The following is a 15,857-nucleotide window of genomic DNA, read 5'->3' as shown; positions in this document are numbered from 1 at the left end:
CGAATGGCATCCCGAACCCCCCAGCGCAAAGCGCGCCAAACTGTTCGCGATGTCCTCGCACACCTGTTCGCGATGTCCCCGGTCCAAACAGGGGGGAGATCAGACATCTCGCCGGCTTTCGCCAATCTTCAACGTTGCAGAATTGAGCGGAGCGCCCAAGCTGCCAATCTCCCCCCTTGAGGGGGAGATGTCCGGCAGGACAGAGGGGGGCGCTGTCCCGCCAGCGTCGCGCACTAGCCCTGGGGTATCGCGCTAGCGCGCTTCGGTTGCTCGTCACGCTAGCGCCTCCTCGACAATCTTGCCGAGCTCGGGCGCGATGCAGGAAAAGTCCTCCTCGTCCTTGATCAGCACGCCGATGGCGCGGCGGAAGGCTTCCGGCCAGGGGCTGCCGCCCTTTTCGAGGATGGTGGCGGCATTGGCCCATTCGACCGCCTCGGCGATGCCTGGCGGCTTGGCCAGCGGACGCGCGCGGATGTCGCGCACCGCGGAAGCCACGGCGCGCGCCGTGGCCTCGGCGACGTCGCCGGCGCGCAGCATGATGATCTCGGCCTCGCGATTGGCGTCGGGATAGGTGATCCAGTGATAGACGCAGCGCCGCCGCAGCGCTTCGGCCAGTTCACGCGTGCGGTTCGAGGTCAGGATGACGATCGGCTGCGCCGTCGCGCGAATGGTGCCGCGCTCGGGAATGCTGATCTGGAAATCGGACAGGAACTCCAGCAGCAGCGCTTCGAATTCATGGTCGGAACGGTCGATTTCGTCGACCAGCAGCACGCACTTTTCCGGCGCCTTCAGCACCTGCAGCAGCGGCCGCGCGATCAGGAAACGGTCGTCGTAGATGTCGACCTCGTGCTCGCCGGCATGGCGGATGGCGAGCAGCTGGCGCTGGTAGTTCCACTCGTATAGTGCATGTGCGGCGTCGATGCCTTCGTAGCATTGCAGCCGCACCAGATCGCGCCCGAGCAGTTCGGCTATCGCCTTCGCCGCTTCGGTCTTGCCGACGCCGGGCGCGCCTTCGAGCAGCAGCGGCTTACCCAGCCTGATCGCCAGGAAGATTGCGGTGGCCAGGCTTTCATCTGCGAGATAGCGCGAGGCGGCGAGGCGGGACGCCACCGCCTCCGGCGAGGTCGCGACTGTCTCTGCGCTTGAAGTCCGGGCGCTTCTCTTGGGCATTTCCAGCACTCAGTTCGATGCTTGCGCCTTCAGCGCCCGCAGGATGCGCTCCGGCGTGATCGGCAGCGTGTCGATGCGCACACCGACGGCGTCGAAGACGGCGTTGGCCACCGCCGGGATTTGCGGGTTGGCGCACATTTCACCCGGCCCCTTAGCGCCGTACGGCCCGTCGGCCGAGGGCCTCTCCAGCACGATGATCTCGGTTTGCGCGAGATCGCCAGGACCCGGCATCAGATATTGGTTGAAGTCGGTGCCGCCATGGTCGCGGTTGGGATAATAGGGCTCGGTCGTTTCGTAGAGAGCATGGCTGATGCCCATCCACGAACCGCCGACGAGCTGCTGCTCGACCATTTTCGGGTTCAGCGCACGGCCGATCTCAAACATGTTCTTCACCGTCAGCACGGTGACCTCGCCGGTCTCGTCGTCGACTTCGACCTCGGCAACCGTGCAGGCGTGCGCATAGCAGGTCGAGGGCTTCATCGCGCCGGTCTCTTTCTCCGGATAGGAGCGCGGGATCAAAAACATGCCGCGGCCGGAAATCGAACGGCCGCGCTTGAAATGCGCCGACAGCGCGACATCGAAGATCGAGATCGATTTCTGCGGCGCGCCCTTGACCAGGATGTTGCCCTGGCCATCGGTCTCGAGGTCCGAGGCATTCACCTCCAGCTCCTCGGCCGCCACTTCCAGCATCACCTGGCGGGCTTCCCTGGCCGCCTGGATGACGGCGTTGCCGGCGCGGTGCGTGCCGCGCGAGGCGAAGGTGCCCATGCAATGCGGGCCGGTGTCGGTGTCGGCGGTGTCGACGACGACACGGTCGGTCGGCACGCCGATCGTCTCGGCGCAGATCTGCGCCATGATCTGCTTCATGCCCTGGCCGAGGTCGACGCTCGACAGCGTGACCATGAAATTGCCGGTCGGCGTCGAATGGACCAGCGCCTGCGTCGGGTCGCCACCGAGATTCATGCCGGTCGGATAATTGATCGCGGCGACGCCGCGTCCGCGCCTGATCGCCATCTCAAACTCCCTTCGCGTAAGACGACATCGCCATGAATTTTTCCGCTACCGGCCAGTTGGCGGCGCGCGAGGCTTCCTGCATGCACTCGATCAGCGCCGCACCCTCGGTCGGCTGCCGATGTGCTTTCATGTCGCCATCGCGATAGGCGTTGATGAAACGGAATTCGAGCGGGTCCATGCCGATCAGCCGGGCGAGTTTGTCCATCTGTACCTCTAGCGCGAAATCGCCAATCGTCACGCCGAAGCCACGCATCGCAGAGGACGGGGTGCGGTTGGTGTAGACGCAGTAGGTGTCGATCCAGACATTCGGGATCGTATAGGGGCCGGGATAATGGCCGGCGCCCTTCTGCGCGCCGTAGGGCGAATGGCGCGAATAGGCGCCGGCGTCGGTGTAGCCGGTCACTTTGCGCGCGACGATGCGGCCGTCGTTCATGACGCCGTCCTTGATGACGACTTTCTCGGCGGCGCGCGGCGAGGAAATCTGCATCTCTTCCTCGCGGCTGTAGATAAAACAGACCGGTCGTCCTGTTAGTTTGGCGCCAAGGATGGCGATCGGCTCGACGATGACGTCGACCTTGCCGCCAAAGCCGCCGCCGACAGTGCCGCCGACGAAATGCAGCTTGTTGCCGGGCATCTGCAGGATGATCGAGGCGTTATCGAGGGTGAAGAACATCGCCTGCGTGTTGGTGTAGCAGGTGAAGCGGTCGTTGCCCTCCGGCGCGACGATGCAGCCGGTCGTTTCGGTCGGCGCATGCTCGATCGGTGAAGACTGGTAGGTCTGTTCGAGCACGTGGTCGGCTCCTGTAAAGCCTGCCTCGACATCGCCGAAGCGCACCTTGCGGCATTCGCCGCTGTCGTAGAGGTAATAATTCCGGCCGTGATATTCGTTGACGATCGGCGCGCCGGGCTTCAGCGCTTCGTCCATGTCGAAGACGGCCGGCAGCACCTCGTAATCGACCTTGACCTTGGCGGCGGCTTCCTGGGCGGCGCGCTCGGTCTCGGCCAGCACCGCCACCACGGCCTCGCCCTTCCAGCGCACCTTGCCGTCGGCCAGCACCGTCTCGTCCTCCGGCCCGATCTGGATCAGGATCAGGATGGTGTAGACATTGTGCGGCACATCCTTGGCGGTCAGCACCTTGACGACGCCGGGGTGCTTTTCCGCCTCTGACGTATCGATGCTGCGGATGCGGGCGTGATGATGCGGGCTGCGCACCATCTTCAGGTGCAGCATGCCGGGAAAATTGCGGTCGGCGAAATAGGCGGTCTTGCCGGTGACATGGCCGGGCGAATCCGAACGCGGCCGCGGCTGGCCGATCTCGTGCAGATCGTCCTTGCGCTGGTCGGCAAAGTAGCTCTTGCGGAGTTCCATCTTTTTGACTCCCCTCAAGCCGCGTTCTGCGAATTGGAGCGCGCGGCGCTCAGCACCGCCTGGATGATCGGTTCGTAGCCGGTGCAGCGGCAGATATTGCCCGACAACGCCTCGACCACGTCCTCGCGGCCGGGGTTCGGCGTGTGATCGAGCAGCACCTTGGCGGCCATGATCATGCCCGGCGTGCAGAAACCGCATTGGGTCGCGAAAGCATCGAGGAAAGCGCGTTGCAGCGGATGCAGCACGCCGCCTTCCGAAAGCCCCGACGTCGTGGTGACGGTCGCACCGTTGCAGGTCTCGGCCAGCGTCAGGCAGGAGAGCCTGAGCTCGCCATCGATGATGACCGAGCAGGCGCCGCAAGTGCCCTGGTGGCAGCCGCCTTTTGGCGAGGTGTCGCCGATCTTGTCGCGCAGCGCGTGAAGCAGCGTTGTGCCGCTGTCGATGAATTCGGCTTTCTCCGCACCATTGAGCGTGAACTGAACCGGGACCTTTGCCATCTTTTACTCCTTGCGCCACAGCCAGGCGGACATACGCGCCACGGTCTTTCAGGCGAGCAGCAGCCGGCCGAGATGGACCGGCAGGACTTCGTTGCGATACCAGGCGCTGGCGATCGGATCGGTTGGCGGCGAAGTGCCGTCGCGGGCAACAGCCAGTGCCGGTGCGATGCCGTCGCTCGTGAGTTCCCGGCCAATCAGGGCCTTCTCCGCCGCCCTGGCACGGATCGGCCGGTCGGCCATGCAGCCGAGCGCGATCCGCGCGGACGACACAGTGCCGTCCGGTGCGTGCTCCAGCACGGTCGCGATGCTCAGCACCGAAATGCCCTTTGGCTTGACCCTCGACACTTTCAGGAAGCGAAAGCCGCCTTCCTTCGGAAGCGTGAAGCCGACCGAGGTGACGATGGCGTCATTGCTCTCGCGCTTTGCGAGGAATGTCTCAATCGGCAGCTCGCCGTCATCGGTGCTGACAGTTGCATCTAAAGCCAGCAGCGCAACGGTGAAATCGCCGTAAGGCGTTGGCGCGAAGAGATTGCCGCCGACGCTCGCCATGTTGCGGATCGCCGGGCCGCCGACGGCGCGCGCGGCGTGGGCCAGCGGGGCGAGATCCGGATGGCGGGCGATCGCCGCCATGGTCACCGAGGCGCCGATGCGGACCTCGCCGCCGGAAATGTGGATGACCGACAGCGCCGGTTCGGTCGACCTGACGAAACCGGAGATCGACACGTCGCCTTCATTGGCGGCGCGCACGACCAGTGTGCCGCCACCGAGGTAGCGGGTGCCGGCGGCTTTCAGCGCCGCGCCGGCGTCCTTCACCGTCGCGAAAGTCTGCAGTGCAAGCGCCATGGAACGCTCCCTTTACGCCTGGCTCCGGCCGGCAAAATGGGCCTTCAGGGCGTTGAAGCCGCCCTGGAAGACGTTGGCGCCCATGCCTTCGGCCAGCTTGTCGGCTTCCTCTGGAGCGGCGTCGAAGCTGGCGGTCCATTCGGCATAGGTGCGGTCGCCGTCGGTAACCCGCCGCAATTGCAATGTCGCCTTGTGGTTGGTGAGCGGCTGCGGCGTCTCCAGGATGGCGTAGCTGACGAGGAAGTTCTCGTCAGAGAAATCGAGCAGCTTTTCGCGCAGGCGGGCGCCGCTGGCGAGCTGGAAATTGCGCACGCAGCCGATCGTGCCGGCATCCTTGCCGTCCTCGATATGGCTTTCGATCATGCGCGGGTGCCAGGTCGGCAGGCCGTTGAAGTCGCGTATGCGCGCCCAGACCTTTTCGACCGGTGCGTCGATGACGCTGGAGATGGTGACTTTCGCCATATGATCGTTCCCTTGCAAATCAGCTGCTTGGGAGGGTAGGGCGGCAGGCTCGGCAGCGCTTATCAATGCGTCTTGAACGCCTATCAAATAGTCTGAAAAACGGGCGCTCAGCTGATCGCCCGCGCCGCTTCGCGGTAAAGCGTCGGCGGGACGCCGACATGGTCGCGGAAGAAGCGCGAGAAATTGCCTTGCGTGGTGAAGCCCAGATTGCAGGCGACCGAGATCAGCGGCTCCTGCGACCACTGCAACTGCCGCACGGCTTCCTCCATGCGCAGCGTGTTCCAATAGACGTTGGGCGTCAGATTGGTCTGTTCCTTGAACAAGGCGAAGAAATGCGGCCGCGACAGGCCGACGCTGCGCGCCACGTCGTCGAAGCAGATACGCTCGCAGACATTGGCTTTCATCAGCTGGATCGCCTTGCGGACGCGGAAATCCTGCATGGTGCTGACGCGGGTGCGCACGGTCTGCGGTGCGGAGGCATCGGCGGCATCGAGCACGCTGTCGATGAAGCGCTCGATCTCGTAATTGGCGATGTCGTCGATGCTCTCATTGTCGCTGAGATGGTCGAGGAGGTTGGCCGCTGCCTTGTGCAGCCAAGGCTCGAGCGTGATCGCCGGGGCGGAGAACAGCGGCGCGGCGGAAGGCAGCTCGCGGCGTTTCCGTGCCCAGTCCGGATCGATGTAAAAGGCGAGGAACAGGCCGGGCGTGCCGTCGCGGGACAGAGCGTGGCTGTGCGGCTGGAAGGAATTGATGCCGGCGGCGGTGCCCGGTCCAAGCCGCACCGTCTCGCGGCCGATGGTCATCTCGCCGGCGGTGCCTTCCAGCCAGATGATGATATGCGCCTCGACGTGGGCATGGGTGACGAAGTCGCTGGCGACGTTCAGGACAGAAACATGTCCGAACCGGCCCCAGTAGAGCCTGATCGCTTCCGTCATGGGTATATCCTCCCGCAGGCGACTGGCCTCCCTTCGCCTGCTGCGAGCGATTGTGCGGCGCAGTTCGGGCTTGCGTCAAGACGGATGTGCACGTCCGGGCGCCGGCCATGCGCCGCACCGGCGGATTATCAGACCCGGCGATAGGAGGAAGGCGAGCGTTTCAAGGCCGCTATGGGAAGACAGATGCGGTCGGCCGGCGACCAGCGCCGGCGAGGCCTCGAGGCCGGCAATTCAACCGGCGAACGATCTATGATTCAGCGTCGGGATGCAGCCGAGATTTAGTCGTTGCGCCTGAAATTGCGGATGCGGTCGAACAGCACGGCGAGCAGGATGGCGCCGCCGATGAACACGCCTTGCCAGAAGGCATTGATGCCGAGCAGGCCGAGGCTGTTGCGGATGACCTCGATCAGCGCCGCGCCGACGACCGCACCGAAGGCTGTGCCCATGCCGCCGGCAAGGTTGGCGCCTCCGATGACGGTGGCGGCGATCACCTGAAGCTCCATGCCGTTGCCGAGATTGGTGGTGACCGCGCCCAGCCAGCCGGTCTGGATGATGCCGGCAAGGCCAGCCGCCATTGCCGAGATCATGTAGACGACGACCTTGATCTGGCGCACCGGAACGCCGGTCAGCGTTGCCGCATGCTCGTTGCCGCCGATGGCGAAGATGTGCCGGCCAAATTTCGTCCAGCGCAGCACAAAGCCGGTGATCAACGCCAGCACGATCATGTAAAGCACCGGATTGGCGATGCCGAACACCCAGGCGCCGCCGCCCAGCGCCAGCAGCTTGTCGTGATCCGGCCCGAACTGGAAGACGACGGTGTTGTTGGAGGCGACCATGGCTAGACTGCGCGCAATCGACAGCATGCCGAGCGTCACCACGAAAGGCGGAAAGCCGAGATAGGCGATCAGAACCCCGTTGAAGGCGCCGATGATCAGCGCAGTGGCAATCGCAGCGGCAATGCCGATCTCGATGCCGTAGCCGGCATGCATGGTCACGGCCAGCACCATCGAGCACAGGCAAAGCACCGAGCCGACCGACAGGTCGATACCGCCGGTGATGATGACGAAGGTCATGCCGAGCGCCACGATGGCGACGAAGGTGACGTTGCGGGTGATGTTGTAGAGGTTCTTGGTCGTGGCGAAGGAATCCGTGGCCACCGACAGGAACAGGCAGGCGAGGATGACCGCGATCACCACCCAGAAGGTCTGGCTGGCAAACACCTTGCTCAGCAAGGTGTGCTGCTTGTGCGCGATCGTCTGATCAAGGGTGACTGCCATTATCGACCTTTTTTACTCATGGTTGAGGCGTCAATCATACCTGTTCGATGGCGCCGGTAATGAGCCCGGTGACTTCTTCCGGCGAACTCGATGCGATCGTCTTGTCGGCGACCTTGCGGCCGCGCCGCATGACGATGACGCGGTCGGCGACGTCAAAGACGTCGGGCATGCGGTGGCTGATCAGCACGACGGCGATGCCCTGGTCGCGCAAATGGCGGATCAGGTTCAGCACCTCGGCGACCTGGCGCACCGAGATCGCCGCGGTCGGCTCGTCCATCAGCACGATCTTGGCCTGCGAAAGCATGGTGCGGGCGATCGCCACCGCCTGCCGCTGGCCGCCCGACATTTGTTTGACCAGGTCGCGCGGGCGCGTTTCGGATTTCAGCTCGGCGAAGATCTGGCCGGCACGCTTGTACATCGCGGCATAGTCGAGGATGCGAAGCGGCCCGAGGCCGCGGCGCAATTCGCGGCCGAGATAGACGTTGGCGGCGGCCGTCAGATTGTTGCACAGTGCCAGGTCCTGATGGACGATTTCGATGCCGTGCTGGCGCGCCTCCACCGGCTTGTGCAGGATCAGCTCCTTGCCGTCCATCTGCATCGTGCCATGGCTCGGCGGGAAATTGCCGGCGATCATCTTGACCAGCGTCGACTTGCCGGCGCCGTTGTCACCCATCAGGCCGACAACCTGTCCGGCCTCGATCGACAGCGAAACGTCGTTGACCGCCTGGATGGCGCCAAAATGCTTCGAGATGTTGGTGAGTTCGAGAACCGCCACCAGCCTTCTTGCCTCCCCGTGCTTTGCGGCCTGCGGTTCTGCCGCGGCCATTCGCTCTCCCCAGTTCCTCCCGGAAGCAGCGATTTTGCCCATTTACGCATAAGCCTCCTTGGCGTCAACCACGGCTCTTTCGAAAAATCAGTTTTGTAGGACAAATAGCATTGACGTCGGTGACAAGGCGATATTAGCTAAGTGTCGGAGGAGCTTGCGCCGAGCCACCGGGTTGCCGGAAGGAATCGGTGAGGGTTTGTCGGTCAGGGATCTGGTAACCAGCGATATCTGTCGGTGCCGGTCTGGGACTGAATGTGAAAATGCTTATCGACCTGGCTTGGCGACACGAGTGCTACGTCCTCTGTCATTTTGCTCCGGGTCGATCTGTGTGTGGCGGGCACGCGGTGTCCGTTTGTTTCAAAAGGGAGGACTGACATGAGGAAATCACTATTGCTCGCTGCCGCCGCCGTCATGGCGCTGGGTGCCGGGCCGGCTATGGCCAAGAAACAGCTCGTCATCGTGGTGAAGGGTCTGGACAATCCATTCTTCGAGGCCATCCACCAGGGTTGCGAGAAATGGAACAAGGAAAACGCCAGCTCGGAATATGAGTGCTTCTACACCGGACCGGCGTCGACCTCGGATGAGGCCGGTGAAGCCCAGATCGTCCAGGACATGCTGAGCAAGCCCGACACGGTGGCAATGGCGATTTCGCCATCGAACGCGCCGCTGATTGCGCAGACGATCAAAAGCGCCAATCCGTCGATCCCGATCATGACCCTCGACGCCGACCTCAGCAAGGAAGATGCGGCGCTGCGCAAGACCTACCTCGGCACCGACAATTACCTGATGGGTCACAAGATCGGCGAATACATCAAGAAGGCCAAGCCGAATGGCGGCAAGATCTGCACCATCGAAGGCAATCCGGCCGCCGACAACATCCTGCGCCGCGCGCAGGGCATGCGTGACGCGCTGTCGGGCAAGGACGGCCTCGCGGCGCTGGCGGGCGAGGGCGGCTGGACGGAAGTTGCCGGCTGCCCGGTGTTCACCAATGACGACGGCGCCAAGGGCGTGCAGGCGATGACCGACATCCTCGCCGCCAATCCCGATCTCGACGCCTTCGGCATCATGGGCGGCTGGCCGCTGTTCGGCGCTCCGCAGCCCTACCGCGACCTGTTCAAGCCGATGGCCGACAAGATCGCCAGCAACGCCTTCGTCATCGGCGCCGCCGACACGATCGGCGACGAGGTGGCGATTGCCCGTGACGGGCTGGTGACCGCGCTGGTTGGCCAGCGGCCGTTCGAGATGGGCTACAAGGCGCCCTCGGTGATGATCGACCTGGTCGACGGCAAGCCGGTCGCCGATCCGGTGTTCACCGGCCTCGACGAATGCACCAAGGACACCGTCGACACCTGCATACAAAAGTAGGTCGGCAATTTCGGGGCGCCCTTCGACGGGCGCCCCGTTCGCACTGTCCATACAAAACGCACGAGGCGACGCTGCTTTGGAGCGTAGGCCGCTGCTTTGCCGTGCCCTGAGTTCAGGCTTTCGACAAGCAGTTGCCGGGGAATACCAATGCCGGACGCGACATCAAAAAAGCGACCCGCCAAATTCAAGGCAGAGCCTGAGCGGCCGGCCGGCGTTCGGCGTGCCGACGCAGCACACTTTCCCGGCTCGAGCGTGCATGCGTCGCTGGCCAACGAAATCGGGCTGAGGATCGTGCGCGGCGACTATCCGCCAGGAACCATCCTGCCCAACGAAGCCAAATGGTCCGAGACGTTCGACGTCAGCCGCTCGGCGGTGCGCGAAGCCATCAAGATGCTGATGGCCAAGAGCCTGCTTGCCTCGCGCCCGAAGATCGGCAGCTGGGTCGAGCCGAAGGAGCGCTGGAACCTGCTCGATCGCGACGTGCTGGCCTGGTATGCGACCTCGCCGGACCGCGAGGTGTTCCTCAGGACCGTGCAGGAATTCCGCCACATCATCGAGCCGGAGGCCAGCGCTTTTGCCGCCATGCGGCGCACCGACGAGCAGATGGCCGAGATCAGCCAGGCTTGCCGCGAGATGGGCGAGGCGACCAACCTGCAGGAGCGCACGCGCGCCGACACGCGTTTTCATCTCGCCATCCTGCGGGCCTCGGGCAACGATCTGCTGGTGCCGCTCGGCGTGCTGATCGAATCGGCGCTCGACCATTTGTTCCAGTTCGTCACCCGCGAGACCAGCGATCAGCGGCGGGCGCAGGCACTGCACGAGGCGATCGAGAAGAACATCCGCCTGCAGCGGCCCGCCGCAGCCCGCGCCGCGGTGCACAGGCTTCTTGCCAACACCGACGATGTCATCGGCCGGTCGCGGCGGTGATTTATACCGCAAAGTCCGGCGCCGCCCCTCATCCGGCTGCCGCCACCTTCTCCCCGTATAGTGACGGGGAGAAGGGGCTGGCCGCGATCTTGGCACATTCTCTTGCAATGGAAATAGTTAGCGAAATCGTCAGCGAAAGCGTCCTTCTCCCCGTCACTATACGGGGAGAAGTGCCCGGCAGGGCGATGAGGGGCAGCGCTGGCGTTGATTGAAAATAGTGCGCCGTGCGTATTGCCCATGCGCTTAGATCGTCTGCTTTTTTCCCATCCTTGGCCGGCATGATGTCGACACCGTTGACTTGCCGATATGTGCCGCAAGCATAGACACATACTGATCGGCGGGGCCAGCCGCGAAGGAACGCGATCTTGGCGATCGTCTTTGAGCGCAAGCTCGCGGCGGTGAACGAAATCGCATTTTTGTGCGACCGCGGTGTATTTTGTTCTTGCTTTGTGCCGGCAGCTATGCTACTAATTTTGGTATGGTGCTAATTGGCTCCAACGACCCGCCCACCGAGGCGGTTTTTTGTTTTTGGCTTCTTCCGATCGGAAGTGCGCGTGCTTTGGTGCACAGACTTCTCGCCAATACCGGCGTTATCGGCCGGTTTCGGCGCTGATTCGATCGTTTCTCGGCCAACTGCGTGTAAGTCGGGTCAACCAGCAACGAAGGTCGATCATTCCCGTTAGTCGCAAATCGCAAATTTAGGAGATTAGCCGAAACCCTCCCTTCGTCATCCCTGGGCGGAGCAAGGAGCGAAGCGACGCGGCGCAGACCCTGGGATCCATGCCGTTACCTTGCGGCAGTGCTCCAGCAGACCAGAACCAAACGCTGCCACCCGGTCCCGCGAAAAAGCTCGAAGCACTCTGGGACTGGTCGTCTCGATCAATTCGGTCTTCCATTGGCGGAGCCAGCGCTTCCGCAGCTTCTGGCTCGCGGTCATGGTGGAAGGGCGACGAGCGCAATGGCGGATACAAGCGCCGTTCTGAGCCGCTGCATTCTTCGGCTGATGTCACGGCATGGATCCCAGGGTCTGCGCGACGTCGCTTCGCTCCTGCTCCGCCCTGGGATGACGAAGGTGTGGTGTCATATGCTAATCGCCAGCGTTGGAGATTGGCGGATGTAGCTGGTCGGCAGCGAACGTTTGCAGTTGCGACACTCCCAGGCGTTAATCCCAACGTTCTCAGATCGTCTGCTTTTTGCCATCCCTGGTCGGCATCAGGTCGACGCCGTTGACCTTGCCGATGTGCGTCGCCAGCATTGGCACGTACTGATCGGCGGGACCGGTGGCGAAGGCGCCGGCGAAGGCGTTCTTGGTGGCGTTGCCGAGCGGGTTGGCGATGCCGGCGGCACCCGCCATCGATTCGAGATAGGTGAGATCCTTGAAGGCGTTGGCGATGGTGAATTTGTGCGCGTCGCGGTCGCCTTCCAGCGTCCAGCGCATGAAGGTCTGGTAGAAGCCGCAATCCATGCGGCCGTTGCGGATGACGCTGTCGAAGCGCGGCGGCGAGATGCCGACCTTCTGCGCCAGCGCCAGCGCCTCGGAATAGATCGCGGCGTAGCCGAGCGAGATGAAATTGTTGAGCAGCTTCATGCGATGGCCGTCGCCGGTATCGCCGATATGGACGATGCGCCCAGCCCAGGTTTCGAGCACTGGCTTCAGCCGGGCAAAGACCGCATCGGGCGCGCCGACCATGGCGTCGAGCGTGCCTTCCCAGGCTTCCTTCGGCGTGCGGCTGAGCGGGGCATCGACATAATCGACGCCGAGCGCCTTGAGTTCGGCGGCCAGCGCCACCGTCGAAACGGGATCCGAGGTCGAGCAATCAACGACAACCGATCCCGGCTTCAGGCCTTCCTTGAGACCGCCTGGGCCGCGGATGATGGCTTCGACCTCGCGCGAGCCGGTGACGCAAATGAAGACAACCGTCGATGCCGCTGCGACGTCGCGCGAGGTCGCCGATTCCCTGGCGCCGCGGCCGAGCAGGTCTTCCGCCGGCTTGCGGTTCTTGCGGCCGAGAAACGTCAGCGGATAGCCCTTGTCGACGATGTTCTTCGCTATCCCGTGGCCCATCAGGCCAAGCCCGATGAAGCCGATCTTTTCGCTCGCGGCGGTCGTGTTCATGTCGTTTCGTCCTATTTTGCAATGATGGATGACGGCGCTGCAGCTTGCCGGCGAATTGTTGAAGCGGGTTTTTGCCGCATGCCATGGCAGGCGATTGCAGAGTTCGATATTGTCTGACAATACACATGAATTCCAGGGAGAGCAAAATGACAAAGCGGATCATGTTCACCGGCGGCAGCGGCAAGGCCGGGCGCCATGTCGTGCAGTATCTGGTCGAGCAGGGCTGCCAGGTGCTCAACATCGACACCAAGCCGCTCGACAATCCCAACGTGCGCACGCTGATCACCGACATCACCGACAGCGGGCAGGTGTTCAATGCGCTGTCGAGCTATATCGGCCTGCATGAATTCGACCCGTCGCTGCGCTCGCAGCCGGTGGATGCCGTGGTGCATTTCGCGGCGATCCCGCGGATCATGATCACGCCCGACAATGAGGTGTTCCGCATCAACGCGCTCGGCACCTACAACGTCATCGAGGCCGCGGTGAAGCTCGGCATCCGCAAGGTGGTGATCGCTTCCAGTGAGACGACCTACGGGCTGGTATTCGCCAACGAGCCGCGCAACCCGACGCATTTCCCGCTCGACGAGGCGTACGACGTCGATCCGATGGACAGCTACGCCCTGTCCAAGGTCGTCAACGAGAAGACGGCGCGCGCCTTTGCGCTGCGCAGCGGCTTCGACATCTATGCCTTGCGCATCGGCAACGTCATCGAGCCGCATGAATATTCGCTGTTTCCGAAATGGTTCGCCGATCCGGGTTTCCGCAAGCGCATCGCCTGGAGCTATATCGACGCGCGCGACCTCGGCCAGATCACGCTGCGCGCCATCGAGAAGGACGGGCTCGGCTATCAGGTGTTCAACGCGGCCAACGACGACACCTCGTCCGATCTGCCGACAGCCGAACTGCTGAAGCGGTTTTATCCCGATGTGCCGGTCAGGGGCGAACTTGGCGAATACGAGACGCTGCTCTCCAACCGCAAGGCGCGCGACATGCTCGGCTTCCGGCCGGAGCACAGCTGGCGGAAATATGTCAAGACGGCCTGACGGAGGCAGCTGACGCGGAACCGGCACTGGGCCAGCCCCGAATTGCTCGTCATGACTCGAGGCTCACACCCGCTGCTACCGATGCGCCCACACCCTACGTTCAGGCGTTCGCCGTCGGGTTCATCCATACGATTTCCCAGACATAGCCATCCGGGTCTTCAATGTGGCGGTTATACATGAAGCCAAGATCCTGTGCCGGGTTGGGATCGGCGCGACCGCCCGCCGCAACCGCGCTGGTCAGTGTTGCATCGACGGCGTCGCGGTTATCGACAGTGAGGACGATCATTGCGTGGCTGTCGCGCCGTGCGTCGCCGATTGGGCGTTTAGTGAATTCGCGGTAGTGGTCATGGGTCAGCAGCATCACCCCGATCGTGTCCGAGAACATGAGCGAGGTGGATTTCTCGCCCGAAAACTGCGGGTTCACAGTGCCGCCTAGCGCCACGTAGAACGCCGTCGAGGCCGACAGGTCACGGACAGGCAGGTTCACGAAAATCATTTTGGGCATCGATTTCGCTTTCTCCAAGGCTGCGCGCTGCGCTATTGTCTTGCTGCAATGTAAGTAGATGCAATGTATCTTGATTGCAAGATACATTTTGTCGAGGGAATATTTGCCATGGATCGCGCCGAGGCCGCAGCTAAGCAATGGGCCCGCGAGCGCCCCGATCTTCCGTCGTTACCTGTTGAAACGGTAGGTCGTCTGCTTGATGCCGCCGCACGGGTCATCCGCGATCACATGAACCCGTTGCTCAAAGAAGCAGGCCTGAATGTAGGTGAGTTCGATGTGCTCACGCCGCTCAGGCGCGCCGGTGAACCCTATATGCTCTCACCTACTCAGCTCTACGAATCGGCAATGATCTCCTCGGGCGGCATGACGAGCCGCCTGGACCGGCTGGAGCGCGCTGGGCTGGTTGAACGACGCCCCGATCCCAACGACCGGCGCGGCAAGCAAATTGCGCTGACGACCGGCGGCAAGCGCGCGATAGACGATTTGATTGGTCCAATGGTGGCGCTGGAAGAGCAATTAATCTCCGTGCTGACGCCGGCGGAGCAGGAAACGCTTAACGCTCTACTTAAGAAATTGCTCACCGGCCTTTGAATTGGAACTATTTTGTCGTTCACGGAAACGCCGAACCGATCTGTATTTTTTTGTTTTGAGGCAATTCCGGGCGGAAAATCGTTTCACACTTTTCCTGGAATTGCTTCAGGTCGTGGTCCACGTCAGCAGTCACCCCTGCCTCTGAATCAACGAGTCCTGACCCTACTTGTCTTCCCAGAATTCGGCCTGGAGTTGCGCCGCTTCATCGGCAAGCAACGGGCCGACGACTTCAGTCGGACGCTGCCCAGCTTCGAAGACGATCCTGCAGGGCAGGTCGAGTGTGGGGTTCTCGACATGTGCACCCGTCAACCGCTTGAGGTCATGTTCGCTCTGCCCAAAGACGACCCGTCCGATGCCCGCCCAATAGATTGTCCCGGAGCACATCGCGCAAGGTTCGGCCGAAGTGTAGAGTGTGCAAGAGGCCAGCTTTTCGAGACTGACATTCATCCCCGCCCACGAGGCCAGCAGCCTTTCGGCATGAGCGGTGCGGTCGCCGCCGCCGGCTTTGTAAGCGTTGGGCTGCTCGCGCAACACATTGCCGTCCTTGTCGGCGAGCAGCGAACCAAAGGGATGTTCGCCAGCATCGCGGGCCTTGCGCGCCACTTCGAACGCCTGACGGAGCAGACGCTCATCATACGGGCGTTGTGGCATCGGCAGATCCTCCGGCAGCTGCAGCGGGGTCTTTGCCGTCGTCAATCACTTCGTCGGCTTCCTCGCCTGTCGCAATGCGCATGACATGGACTGCGTTGCCGATCACATCGGCGGGGCGCTTCTGGCCTCTAGGACCGGTTGGTATAGGCTGGCTTCCCAAGTGTCCGGGCATCATTCATGCAGTCGGCCTTTATAGCCTCATAGTCCGGGCCCTGCCGTTCAACCGAGCGTCCGTCATAATGGCGACCGCTAAATCGGTACACGCC

At 62.8% G+C, this 15,857-nt stretch carries 16 protein-coding genes; 4 read left to right on the top strand and 12 right to left on the bottom strand.

The annotated features are described in order from the left end of the window. Positions 1-273: 273 nt before the first annotated feature. The 9 genes from NKH78_RS31085 to NKH78_RS31045 all read right to left on the bottom strand — a co-directional run bounded on the left by NKH78_RS31085 (position 274) and on the right by NKH78_RS31045 (position 8,342). On the bottom strand, positions 274-1,170 hold the full coding sequence (locus NKH78_RS31085; protein WP_352740718.1) for an AAA family ATPase: 897 nt from the start codon (positions 1,168-1,170) through the stop codon (positions 274-276). 9 nt (positions 1,171-1,179) lie between these two features. After that, on the bottom strand, positions 1,180-2,184 hold the full coding sequence (locus tag NKH78_RS31080) for a xanthine dehydrogenase family protein molybdopterin-binding subunit (RefSeq protein ID WP_352779185.1): 1,005 nt from the start codon (positions 2,182-2,184) through the stop codon (positions 1,180-1,182). A gap of 1 nt (position 2,185) precedes the next feature. After that, positions 2,186-3,553: a xanthine dehydrogenase family protein molybdopterin-binding subunit gene (locus NKH78_RS31075; RefSeq protein ID WP_352740714.1), complete on the bottom strand. Its 1,368-nt coding sequence runs from the start codon at positions 3,551-3,553 to the stop codon at positions 2,186-2,188. 14 nt (positions 3,554-3,567) lie between these two features. Beyond that, the gene (locus NKH78_RS31070) at positions 3,568-4,050 is read right to left on the bottom strand and encodes a (2Fe-2S)-binding protein (protein ID WP_352885026.1); all 483 of its coding nucleotides are present in this window, start codon (positions 4,048-4,050) and stop codon (positions 3,568-3,570) included. 48 nt (positions 4,051-4,098) lie between these two features. Next, positions 4,099-4,893: an FAD binding domain-containing protein gene (locus NKH78_RS31065; protein ID WP_352885024.1), complete on the bottom strand. Its 795-nt coding sequence runs from the start codon at positions 4,891-4,893 to the stop codon at positions 4,099-4,101. Between the two features lie 12 nt (positions 4,894-4,905). Then, complete coding sequence (locus NKH78_RS31060) at positions 4,906-5,355, bottom strand: SRPBCC family protein (protein ID WP_352453759.1); 450 nt, start codon at positions 5,353-5,355, stop codon at positions 4,906-4,908. 107 nt (positions 5,356-5,462) lie between these two features. Beyond that, positions 5,463-6,290 (bottom strand): helix-turn-helix domain-containing protein, encoded by an 828-nt coding sequence (locus NKH78_RS31055; protein ID WP_352453760.1) that lies wholly within the window; start codon positions 6,288-6,290, stop codon positions 5,463-5,465. Between the two features lie 278 nt (positions 6,291-6,568). Then, positions 6,569-7,567, bottom strand: a complete 999-nt coding sequence (locus NKH78_RS31050; protein ID WP_352458732.1) for an ABC transporter permease — start codon at positions 7,565-7,567, stop codon at positions 6,569-6,571. A gap of 34 nt (positions 7,568-7,601) precedes the next feature. Next, entirely contained in the window at positions 7,602-8,342 is a 741-nt protein-coding gene (locus NKH78_RS31045) for an ATP-binding cassette domain-containing protein (RefSeq protein ID WP_023675804.1), read from the bottom strand. 426 nt (positions 8,343-8,768) lie between these two features. On the opposite strand from NKH78_RS31045, the gene NKH78_RS31040 reads away from it, so the two are divergent. Both NKH78_RS31040 and NKH78_RS31035 read left to right on the top strand, forming a co-directional pair. Beyond that, positions 8,769-9,758, top strand: a complete 990-nt coding sequence (locus NKH78_RS31040; RefSeq protein WP_023675805.1) for a sugar-binding protein — start codon at positions 8,769-8,771, stop codon at positions 9,756-9,758. A gap of 147 nt (positions 9,759-9,905) precedes the next feature. Then, positions 9,906-10,685: a FadR/GntR family transcriptional regulator gene (locus NKH78_RS31035; RefSeq protein WP_352749733.1), complete on the top strand. Its 780-nt coding sequence runs from the start codon at positions 9,906-9,908 to the stop codon at positions 10,683-10,685. A gap of 1,177 nt (positions 10,686-11,862) precedes the next feature. Here NKH78_RS31035 and NKH78_RS31030 read toward each other — a convergent pair. Further along, complete coding sequence (locus tag NKH78_RS31030) at positions 11,863-12,801, bottom strand: NAD(P)-dependent oxidoreductase (protein ID WP_352885023.1); 939 nt, start codon at positions 12,799-12,801, stop codon at positions 11,863-11,865. Positions 12,802-12,947: 146 nt separating this feature from the next. Here NKH78_RS31030 and NKH78_RS31025 point away from each other — a divergent pair, with 146 nt between their 5' ends. After that, positions 12,948-13,844, top strand: a complete 897-nt coding sequence (locus tag NKH78_RS31025; protein ID WP_352885021.1) for an NAD-dependent epimerase/dehydratase family protein — start codon at positions 12,948-12,950, stop codon at positions 13,842-13,844. Positions 13,845-13,944: 100 nt separating this feature from the next. Here the strand turns inward: NKH78_RS31025 and NKH78_RS31020 are convergent, their stop codons facing one another. Continuing rightward, the gene (locus NKH78_RS31020) at positions 13,945-14,349 is read right to left on the bottom strand and encodes a VOC family protein (RefSeq protein ID WP_352726056.1); all 405 of its coding nucleotides are present in this window, start codon (positions 14,347-14,349) and stop codon (positions 13,945-13,947) included. Positions 14,350-14,457: 108 nt separating this feature from the next. Between NKH78_RS31020 and NKH78_RS31015 the strand changes: the two genes are divergently transcribed. Then, the gene (locus tag NKH78_RS31015; protein ID WP_352726058.1) at positions 14,458-14,940 is read left to right on the top strand and encodes a MarR family winged helix-turn-helix transcriptional regulator; all 483 of its coding nucleotides are present in this window, start codon (positions 14,458-14,460) and stop codon (positions 14,938-14,940) included. A 162-nt stretch (positions 14,941-15,102) separates the two neighbouring features. On the opposite strand, the gene NKH78_RS31010 is transcribed toward NKH78_RS31015, so the two are convergent. Continuing rightward, on the bottom strand, positions 15,103-15,591 hold the full coding sequence (locus NKH78_RS31010; protein ID WP_352885020.1) for a nucleoside deaminase: 489 nt from the start codon (positions 15,589-15,591) through the stop codon (positions 15,103-15,105). Positions 15,592-15,857 lie beyond the last annotated feature (266 nt).

Source organism: Mesorhizobium sp. M0910, assembly GCF_040319465.1.
Lineage (GTDB): Bacteria > Pseudomonadota > Alphaproteobacteria > Rhizobiales > Rhizobiaceae > Mesorhizobium.
The sequence above is the reverse complement of the archived record's forward strand: the minus strand, read 5'-3'. Positions and strand labels throughout refer to the sequence as shown.

What these genes read in the sequence shown, in the direction of transcription:
- NKH78_RS31035 (WP_352749733.1), top strand. Translation starts at nt 9,906, where the DNA reads ATGCCGGACGCGACATCAAAAAAGCGACCCGCCAAATTCAAGGCAGAG.
- NKH78_RS31040 (WP_023675805.1), top strand. Translation starts at nt 8,769, where the DNA reads ATGAGGAAATCACTATTGCTCGCTGCCGCCGCCGTCATGGCGCTGGGT.
- NKH78_RS31010 (WP_352885020.1), bottom strand. Translation starts at nt 15,591, where the DNA reads ATGCCACAACGCCCGTATGATGAGCGTCTGCTCCGTCAGGCGTTCGAA.
- NKH78_RS31020 (WP_352726056.1), bottom strand. Translation starts at nt 14,349, where the DNA reads ATGCCCAAAATGATTTTCGTGAACCTGCCTGTCCGTGACCTGTCGGCC.
- NKH78_RS31075 (WP_352740714.1), bottom strand. Translation starts at nt 3,553, where the DNA reads ATGGAACTCCGCAAGAGCTACTTTGCCGACCAGCGCAAGGACGATCTG.
- NKH78_RS31080 (WP_352779185.1), bottom strand. Translation starts at nt 2,184, where the DNA reads ATGGCGATCAGGCGCGGACGCGGCGTCGCCGCGATCAATTATCCGACC.
- NKH78_RS31030 (WP_352885023.1), bottom strand. Translation starts at nt 12,801, where the DNA reads ATGAACACGACCGCCGCGAGCGAAAAGATCGGCTTCATCGGGCTTGGC.
- NKH78_RS31050 (WP_352458732.1), bottom strand. Translation starts at nt 7,567, where the DNA reads ATGGCAGTCACCCTTGATCAGACGATCGCGCACAAGCAGCACACCTTG.
- NKH78_RS31060 (WP_352453759.1), bottom strand. Translation starts at nt 5,355, where the DNA reads ATGGCGAAAGTCACCATCTCCAGCGTCATCGACGCACCGGTCGAAAAG.
- NKH78_RS31025 (WP_352885021.1), top strand. Translation starts at nt 12,948, where the DNA reads ATGACAAAGCGGATCATGTTCACCGGCGGCAGCGGCAAGGCCGGGCGC.
- NKH78_RS31065 (WP_352885024.1), bottom strand. Translation starts at nt 4,893, where the DNA reads ATGGCGCTTGCACTGCAGACTTTCGCGACGGTGAAGGACGCCGGCGCG.
- NKH78_RS31055 (WP_352453760.1), bottom strand. Translation starts at nt 6,290, where the DNA reads ATGACGGAAGCGATCAGGCTCTACTGGGGCCGGTTCGGACATGTTTCT.
- NKH78_RS31015 (WP_352726058.1), top strand. Translation starts at nt 14,458, where the DNA reads ATGGATCGCGCCGAGGCCGCAGCTAAGCAATGGGCCCGCGAGCGCCCC.
- NKH78_RS31085 (WP_352740718.1), bottom strand. Translation starts at nt 1,170, where the DNA reads ATGCCCAAGAGAAGCGCCCGGACTTCAAGCGCAGAGACAGTCGCGACC.
- NKH78_RS31070 (WP_352885026.1), bottom strand. Translation starts at nt 4,050, where the DNA reads ATGGCAAAGGTCCCGGTTCAGTTCACGCTCAATGGTGCGGAGAAAGCC.